At 60.7% G+C, this 8,596-nt stretch carries 5 protein-coding genes and 2 pseudogenes; all 7 read left to right on the top strand.

Features of this window, described 5'->3' with window-relative positions:
* Positions 1–111, top strand: a pseudogene (locus OM960_RS24935) (IS5/IS1182 family transposase); the annotation flags it as partial.
* Positions 112–181: 70 nt separating this feature from the next.
* On the top strand, positions 182–808 hold the full coding sequence (locus tag OM960_RS24930) for a substrate-binding periplasmic protein (RefSeq protein WP_432759538.1): 627 nt from the start codon (positions 182–184) through the stop codon (positions 806–808).
* A complete protein-coding gene (locus OM960_RS24925; protein ID WP_264773876.1) occupies positions 808–3,624 on the top strand; it encodes a response regulator in 2,817 nt (938 codons plus the stop codon). Before OM960_RS24930 ends, OM960_RS24925 begins: the two co-directional genes overlap by 1 nt.
* A gap of 32 nt (positions 3,625–3,656) precedes the next feature.
* On the top strand, positions 3,657–4,025 hold the full coding sequence (locus OM960_RS24920; RefSeq protein WP_264773875.1) for an Hpt domain-containing protein: 369 nt from the start codon (positions 3,657–3,659) through the stop codon (positions 4,023–4,025).
* A complete protein-coding gene (locus OM960_RS24915; RefSeq protein WP_264773874.1) occupies positions 4,009–5,580 on the top strand; it encodes a response regulator in 1,572 nt (523 codons plus the stop codon). Before OM960_RS24920 ends, OM960_RS24915 begins: the two co-directional genes overlap by 17 nt.
* A gap of 77 nt (positions 5,581–5,657) precedes the next feature.
* Complete coding sequence (locus OM960_RS24910; protein WP_264773873.1) at positions 5,658–7,175, top strand: response regulator; 1,518 nt, start codon at positions 5,658–5,660, stop codon at positions 7,173–7,175.
* A 202-nt stretch (positions 7,176–7,377) separates the two neighbouring features.
* Positions 7,378–8,475: pseudogene (locus OM960_RS24905) on the top strand (IS256 family transposase); the annotation flags it as partial.
* Positions 8,476–8,596 lie beyond the last annotated feature (121 nt).

The following is an 8,596-nucleotide window of genomic DNA, read 5'->3' as shown; positions in this document are numbered from 1 at the left end:
CTCAAGAACGCCCGCCGTGTCGCCACCCGCTACGACAAGACTGCCGAAAGCTTCCTGGGTTTCATCGACATAACCTCGATCCGCCTCTGGCTCCGCCAATTGTCAACATGACCTAGCGTCAGATAGTGTCACGGTCACGACGCTCAACTGGCCACCCTACACTGGCGAAGATTTGCCTCAAATGGGCGCAACCACGGAGGTCGTGCGCGAGGCATTCGCGGCGGCGGGCATTTCTACGAAAGTCGAGGTGTTGCCCTGGAAGCGCGCCATTGACATGGCGAAGAACGATGCTGAAGCAATCGCGTATTTTCCTGGATATCACTGCCGTCATGTAGATGGCTTCGTTGCATCGGAACCGATCGGTAACGGCCCACTAGGCTTGGCAGAGCACATCGACGGGCCCATCACATGGGAAACGGTTGATGATCTCGGCGAACAGAAACTCAAAATCGGAACGGTCCTCGGCTATGCCAACACCGACGAGTTCGACGAGAAGGCGGGAACCGGATGGATCCGCGCACTACCTGCGAAAGACGATCTGACGAACCTCAAGAAACTGGTGCGTAGGCGAATTGACGCGGCGGTGATCGATAAACTCGTGCTGTCCTACCTTCTCGCTACGGAAGCCGAGCTTAAGGCGGACGCGGCGTCGATCCGCTTCAACGAGCATCCCTTGGAGGACAAGACGCTCTTTCTCTGTTTCCGCGACACTGAGGAAGGCCGGACCCTTCGCGACAAGTTCAACGATGGCCTGCGACAGATAGACGCCGACAAGATCGTAGACGATTACTTCAAGTATCAGTTCTGATGCGGCGGGCGCAGACGAAAGAAGGGGTGCCGCGCGGCCCCGATCGCTTTCGTCGACATCACGTCCGGCGATTTCGTTTGCGCTCCGTTCAAAGCAAGTTTCTCGCCTACGCCATTCCACTGGTCTTGCTTTCGACATTGATGGTGTTTGGTGCCTTCGAGTTCAACGCTCGTCGCTCCGCACAGGAGCAGTTGCAGACCAAGTTGAATGAGCTTGCTCAAATACAAAGCCGCGTCGTGGCGGAGTCGCTCTGGAACGTCGCTGACCAACAGACCAAGCTGATACTCAAGGCGCTTTTGACCGATACGGATGTCGTCGCCGCTGCGGTCTACGACGAGCGGAAAACGCTTGTTGCGTCGGCAGGTGACGTCGAGGGGCTGAGAGGTTCCCGCTACTTCGCGGAGCGAGACATCATCTATACGGACGAGGGCGATGAGATCCGCATCGGCCGGCTGGAGATCGCGTTCTCGGATGCACGGCTGAAGGCAATCACACGCGAGCGCCTCACGCTTGCGGCGGTGCTTGCGGCGATACTTCTCCTTGGGGTCACCAGCGCCGCGCTTATCGCGAACAGAAGGATCATCGGGCGACCCCTGAGCCTGTTGCTCGAGTCGATCAACATGGCCCACAGATCTGGCCAGAGACAGACTGTCGACTGGCAGAGCGATGACGAAATCGGGCGTGTCGTGTCAGCGTTCAACGACCTTCAGGAACAGCAAGACGCGTACGAGGCAGAACTGCGGGCATCGCGCGACGAACTTGAGGTCCGCGTCGAAGCGCGGACTGCCGAGCTTGCGCAGGCTGAGGCAGAGGCTCTGAAAGCGCAGAAGCAGCTGACGGACGCCATCGCCAGCATTTCGGAGGGCTTTGCGCTCTTTGACCGGGACGACAAGCTCGTAGTCGCGAACCAGCGCTATCGCGAGATCATGCTTGGCGACGGCGACGTCGATCTGCCCGTTGGGATCCTGTACACCGACATTGTACGTCGCGCGGCGGCTTCCGGGCGATTTCCCAAAGCCAACGAAGATGAGGAAACCTGGGTAGAAAGGCAAGTTCTACGCCACCGTAAAGTAACCGAGCCGTTCATTCAGGAGGTGCTTGGCGACCATTGGCAGCAGATCAGCAACCGGAAGACCGACGAAGGAGGCACCGTCGCCGTTCACTCCGACATTACGGACATCAAGCGGATTTCCGACGAGTTGAAACGGGCGAAGGATTCCGCCGAAGCGGCGAACGAGGCGAAGAGCGTCTTCCTCGCGACGATGAGCCACGAGATCCGCACGCCGCTAAATGGCATCATCGGGATGAGCACGCTCTTGGGCGGTACGAAACTCGATCCCGAACAGCGCGACATCAGCGCGACGATTATGACCGCTGCCGAGACGCTACTCACGATCATCAATGATATTCTTGATTTCTCGAAGGTCGAGGCGGGCGCCCTCGAACTCGAACGTCTCCCCTTGGAACTCGCGGAAACCGTCGAAAGCTCGGTTGAACTTATCGTGTCGAAAGCTGCTGAAAAGGGCATCGAACTCGCCTGCAGCATCGATCAGAGCGTTCCCTCTTGCGTCTATGGGGATCCGGTGCGGCTAAAGCAGATCCTCATGAACCTGCTCAACAATGCTGTGAAGTTCACCGAGAAGGGTGAAGTCGTGCTGACCCTGTCCAACAAGCTGGGAATCGAGACGCTGAAGCCAGGCGACACGATGCTCCTTTCGTTCAGTGTGCGCGACACGGGCATCGGCATTCCTCCCGACCGGATGGATCGCCTGTTCAAGTCTTTCAGCCAGGTCGATGCATCCACGACGCGGCGCTATGGCGGTACCGGATTGGGTCTCGTGATCACGAAACGCCTCGTCGAACTGATGGGGGGCGAGATAACCGTAAGCAGCCAACTCGGCGTCGGTACGACATTCGCCTTCACCCTGCCATTCGAGGTCGCACCGCCGCCCGATCGGTCGCAGCGTGACCACAGCCTTGCGCGGATCAAGGGGCATCGGGTGCTCGTGGTCGACGATAACCGCACGAATCGGCTGATTCTGACTGAAAGGTTGAGGGCATGGCAGCTTGTTGCGAAAGCGACGGGTTCGCCGAATGAGGCGCTGGACTGGCTCGCGGCCGGCGAGAGGTTCGACCTGTGCATCGTCGATTTCAAGATGCCCGAAATGAATGGTTTCGAGCTCACCGAGGCGATCCGCCGGCAACTTGGAGCGGAAGCGCCGCCGGTTGTCCTCTTCAGTTCCGTCTCGCCCGTGGATTCCGATTTTCGGGTGGAGGCCGAGCGGGTCGGGTTCTCTGCGACCCTCACAAAGCCCGCCAAGTCCAGCCACCTGCTCAACGCAATTGCTGGCGCGATCGTCAAGGATGCCGAGCTTATGACGCCTGGCGATGATCGGCCGGATCTCGGGCTCCCCGAAAGACTGGCGCGGCTCAAGATTCTTCTGGTCGACGATAACCTGATCAACCGAAAGGTTGGTGCCAAGATATTGAAACGGATGGGCGTCGACCCCGATGTGGTCAGCAGCGGCGAGGAGGCGGTAACGTCCTGCCAATCCGCGCACTACGACGTTGTGTTGATGGACATCGAGATGCCTGAGATGGACGGCCTTGCGGCGGCGGGGCTGATCCGGGCGAACCTCTCTGAAGCCGAGCGGCCTTTCATCGTCGCGCTGACCGCCAATGCAATGTCTACGGAGCGTGAGACCTACCTGCAAGCCGGCATGGACGATTACCTGAGCAAGCCGATCGATGTCGATGCACTGGTGAAAAGCCTTGGCAAGGCGGCGTTTTTTCGAGGATCGCGTCCTATCGCCTAGCGGAAGAGCCGAACCCGAGACCGGAGGTGTGAATGAGTGACGGGAGGATCGACAAGAGCGCCCTGAAGCGGCTAATTGCCGTGATCGGCGGAGCGTTCGAAGACTTCGAGGAGTTGCGGGACGATTATGTTTCGGGCGCGCCAGATCTCGTGGAGGCGCTGCGGACAAGCGGTGCCGAAGCGGATTGGAGTGCAATGCGGATCGCGGCCCACACACTAAAGTCCAATGCGCGCGATTTCGGAGCAACCCGTTTGGCGCAATTGTGTGAGCGGTTGGAGCACCAGTGTCGTGACGGCTCGGTGGACGCCCCGCAACAAGCGATCGATGAAATCGCCGCGGAAGAGCGCGCATCGCGCGAGGCTCTGATCAGCGTGAGCGCAAACGATGTCACCGGCGACTGAGAACAAGCCCCCGTCGGCGAACGCCCGCGGGCCGGCGCATGTGCTGGTCGTCGATGACAATTCGCTCAATCGCCTGAAGATGCGCAAGGCGGTCGAACATATCGGCCATCACGTTGATGTCGCCAGAAATGGTGCCGAAGCGATTATGATGCTTCGGGAGCGCCCGTACGACGCGGTCCTGCTCGACATCATGATGCCCGAGGTCGATGGTTTCGAAGTACTCGGCATGCTCAAGTCCGATGACATTTTGCGCGAGATCCCGGTGATCATCATCTCTGCGCTCGACGACGAAACCGACAAGGTGGTGCAGGGGATCGAACTCGGAGCGGAAGACTTCCTGCCGAAGGATTTCGATCCGGTTGTGCTCCGCGCGCGGCTCAACGCCTGCTTGAGCAGGAAATGGTTTCGCGATCGGGAACTCGAATATCTCGAACGCGTCAAGAAGCTCACGCAAGCCGCCGGGATACTCGAGGCGGGCAGCTTCACGCCCGGAGATCTCAAGCTGGACGACCTGGCCGAAAAGGCCGACGCGTTGGGCAGGCTTGCGATCGTCTTCCGTGGGCTGGCGCAGGAGATCTACAATCGCGAAAGGCGCCTTGACCGAAGCGCGAGAACGCTACGTGGCGCTTTGCACGTTCTTATCGCCGGAGTCATCTTCGGGATCGCCCCGGCGCTTGGCCGAATGGCCGCTGGCGCCGACGGGTATTCGCCGCTCAGCATCGTCATCTGGGCCAATACCGTGTCCGCGGTTCTGTGCATCGCGATCGCCGCGGCGCGCGGTGGACGGCTGCGGCCGACGCTCAAGGACATGGGGTTTCTGGGACTCTGGGCGATAACGATCGGATGCCTCTATCAATTCTTGACAGTTCTGATTGCTGGGCATGTAGAAGCGTCGACCATTGCGCTGCTCGGCAGTTCGCGGGCGTTCGTGGTTTTCACCATCGCCGTGATAATCGGGCTCGAAAAGCCCAGCTTGAGACGGACGTGTGGCCTCGGAGCGGGCTTCGCTGGCGTTGCTGCGGTCATCATCTTCGCCGGAGCTGGCGCCCATGACGACAGTCTTCACTGGTCAATAGCGGCGTTGGCGCTTCCCTTGCTGCTGGCATTTCACACGCTGTTGATGGCACGGCGGCCCACGCACCTTGATCCTTTTGCGACCGTGGGCCTCATGATGGTCGTTTCGGTCGTTCCGCTCGGGGCGACCGCCGCCGGGTCGGGGGAGTTCTACTGGCCTCAACCTGCATTAGGCACGATCGAGATTGTGATCCTGGTGCTGGGCGCTGCGACGGCAATTGCGCTCGCTCTCGCTTTGGATCTGGTGCGGTTGACCGGTGCGGTGTTCGCGAGCCAGCTGGCCTATTCGCAAACGCTTGCCGGCATTCTTTGGGCCATGCTGCTCCTCGGCGAAACGCTCTCTCCAGAGGCCTGGGGGGCGCTGGCACTGGTTATGGTCGGAGTTTGGCTGGCCGAGCCAAGGTCCGCGCGGGAGGAGTTCCGCGCGCGAATTCAGGTGTCCAAACCGTCAAAATCGACGGTCGGAGACCATGGAGGCTGAGGTGATCACGCTGGATAGGGCATTCGCCTGTTGCGTGGTTTGGTTCATTTGGCGGGGATGCAGTGGAGCGGGGCGTCATGAGTGACAGCGTGAGGATTCTCGTCGTCGACGACAGTAGTGTCAGTCGGGCGAAGCTGAGACTCGCGGTTGTGGCGCTCGGCCACCAGGCCGTCGAGGCTCGGGACGGTTCCGAGGCGCTTCAGCTTTTGGGGCAACATCCCTATGACGCAATCCTGCTCGATATCGTCATGCCGGGGCTCGACGGATTCGACGTTCTGGAGGCGATGAGGCGGGACGACATCCTGGCAGAGATCCCGGTTATCGTGGTTTCGGCGCTGGACGACGATATGTCGAGTGTTGTCAGGGCCATCGAACTTGGCGCAACGGATTTCCTGCCAAAGGATTTCGATCCGGTGATCCTGCGCGCGCGGCTCGAAACCTCGATCCGCAAAAGACGGCTGCGCGAGCGTGAGCGCGCCTATCTCGACCAAGTGGAGGAATTGAACCGAGCGGCCCAGATCATTTTGGATGACGAGTTCTCGCCCGACAGGATGAATGTGGACGACGTCGCTGCCCGCGATGATGCCTTGGGCACCTTAGCCCGCGTGCTCGCACGAATGGCGGATGAAATCTATGACAGAGAGGTCGCGCTTCGGCGTCAGGTGATTACCCTGAAGGGTATCCTGATGGTGATCGCGCTCGGGGTGATCTGGGGGGTAGTGCCGACGCTTTCGCACATCGCGGCCGACCTCGACGCGACGCCGGTCGGACTCGCGATCTGGGTCAACTTGCTGGCGGGACTGATGTGTCTTGCCGTTGCATTATCACGAAAGCGCCTGTCGCTGCCCGGCCGGGGCAGCCTCCGTTTTCTCCTAGCTTGGGCGGTGCTCGGTGGCGTGTTTCAGAACGTGACGATTTATTGGATTGCTGGCCATGTGGAGGCTACGACACTGGCTCTCGTCTCGGCGCTGGAGGGCTTCATGGTGTTTGCTCTGGCGGCGATGTTCGGGGTGGAAAAGGCGACGCTACGCCGTCTCGTCGGGCTTGTTGTCGGGTTGGTCGGGGTCGTGACCGTTCTCCTGAGCCGTGGGAGCCTTGCATCATCGACGGAGGTGCATTGGGTGGCCTTGGCGTTGCTTGTCCCTTTTTTATTCGCGGTTGAAGATCTCGGCCTCTCGACCGTTGAGCGAGACGAGCTGGATCCCGTCAACTCAGTTGGCTTCATGATGCTGTTATCCGTGCCGATGATGATGCCCTTGGCTCTGGCCACCGACGGTTTTCTTCAGGTGGGTCCGACGTTCGGGCAGACCGAACTGGTCGTGGTTCTGATGGGAGCCGCCAGTGCCTCGGCAACGATCATCTTGGTATTGCTGATCGCCATGGCCGGCGCCGTCTTCGCGGCGCAAAGTGCCTATGCCGTGACGATTGCTGGTATCGTCTGGAGCATGTTGATCCTGGGGGAAAGCATGTCCGTTACTGCATGGTCGGCTGTCGGGATAATGTTTCTCGGGCTTTACCTGGTGGAGCCGGAGGCCGGCGAAGAAACCATCCAGATCCGAATGCCATTCAAGCGGTCGCCGCGTGTTTCCGGCTAGGTTCCAGACGGAGCTGTCAGACGGATTCGAACCAGTCTCCGAATGGACAGTGAGCTTGCCCTTTATGCGGCGCCGAGTTGACGCCACTCGGCGAAAGCGGCGGCGCGGTTCTTCTTGAAATTTGCGCTCGAGGAGAAGCTACGCTGATAACGTACAAAGTCTTTCGCACATTTGACCGTGAGGTCGGCCCCTTTCAGACTGGCTGAGAGGAGCTGAGAATGGACGAGAACGAGACGCCGAAACCGATGGGCAAGTGATCCAGATCGACGAGGCCCGGATACGGGACCATCTGGGCGAGATGGTGCGCGGTACGGTCGAGGAAGCCCTGAACGCGATGCTGGATGCCGAAGCCGACCGCCTATGCGGCGCGGGCCGGTATGAGCGGAGAGAAGGGCGCAAGGACACGCGTGCAGGCAGCTATGAACGGTCGCTGGACACCAGGGCCGGCCCGGTGAAGCTCAAGATGCCAAAGCTGCGGCGCCAGACCTTTGAGACGGCGATCATCGAGTGCTACCAGCGGCGGGAGAGCAGCGTCGAGGAGGCGCTGATCGAGATGTATCTCGCGGGCGTTTCGGTGCGCCGGGTCGAAGACATCACCGAAGCGCTCTGGGGCACCAGGGTCAGCCCCGGGACGGTGTCGAACCTCAACAAGAAGATCTACGCCAAGATCGACGAATGGCGGCACCGGCGGATCGAGTGTGATCACCCGTACGTCTTCCCCGACGGCATCGTCATGAAGCGCAGTTGGGCGGGCGAGGTACGCAATGTCTCGCTTCTGGTGGCCATCGGCGTCACGACGGACGGCTACCGCGAGATCCTCGGCATCATGGAAGGCCCCAAGGAGGACAAGTCCGGCTGGTCGATGTTTCTGCGGCACCTGGCCGACCGCGGCCTCTCTGGCGTCCAGCTGATCGTCTCGGACGCGTGCCGCGGTCTGGTCGAGAGCGCGGCCGAGGTCCTGCCCGAGGCGCAGTGGCAGCGCTGTGTCGTGCATTTCTACCGCAATGTCTTCAGCCTCGTGCCCTCCGGCAAGGTCCGTGAAGCGGCGAAGATGCTGAAGGCGATCCACGCCCAGGAAGACCGCAAGGCAGCGGCCGAGAAGATGCAGGCCGTCATCGCCGAGCTACGCGCACAGAAGCTGGCCAAGGCCGCCGAACTGCTGGACGAGCACGGCTACGAGACCCTGACCTACTACGGCTTTCCGGACAGCCATTGGATCAAGCTCAGAACCAACAACCCGCTGGAGCGCATCATGCGGGAGATCCGGCGGCGTGCCCGTGTCGTCGGAGCCTTCCCGGAGGTGGCGTCAGACCAATTCGAACCCGTCTCCACAAGGGCAGGATCGCTGTCCCTTATGACGCGCCGAGGCCGCGCCACTCGGCGAGAGCGGCGGCGCGGTTGAGCTTGAAGTTTTGCCGCGA

It is taken from the genome of Defluviimonas salinarum (genome assembly GCF_026013545.1).
Lineage (GTDB): Bacteria > Pseudomonadota > Alphaproteobacteria > Rhodobacterales > Rhodobacteraceae > Albidovulum > Albidovulum salinarum.
Note: the sequence above shows the minus strand (reverse complement) of the source record. Positions and strands in the feature narration are given on the sequence as shown.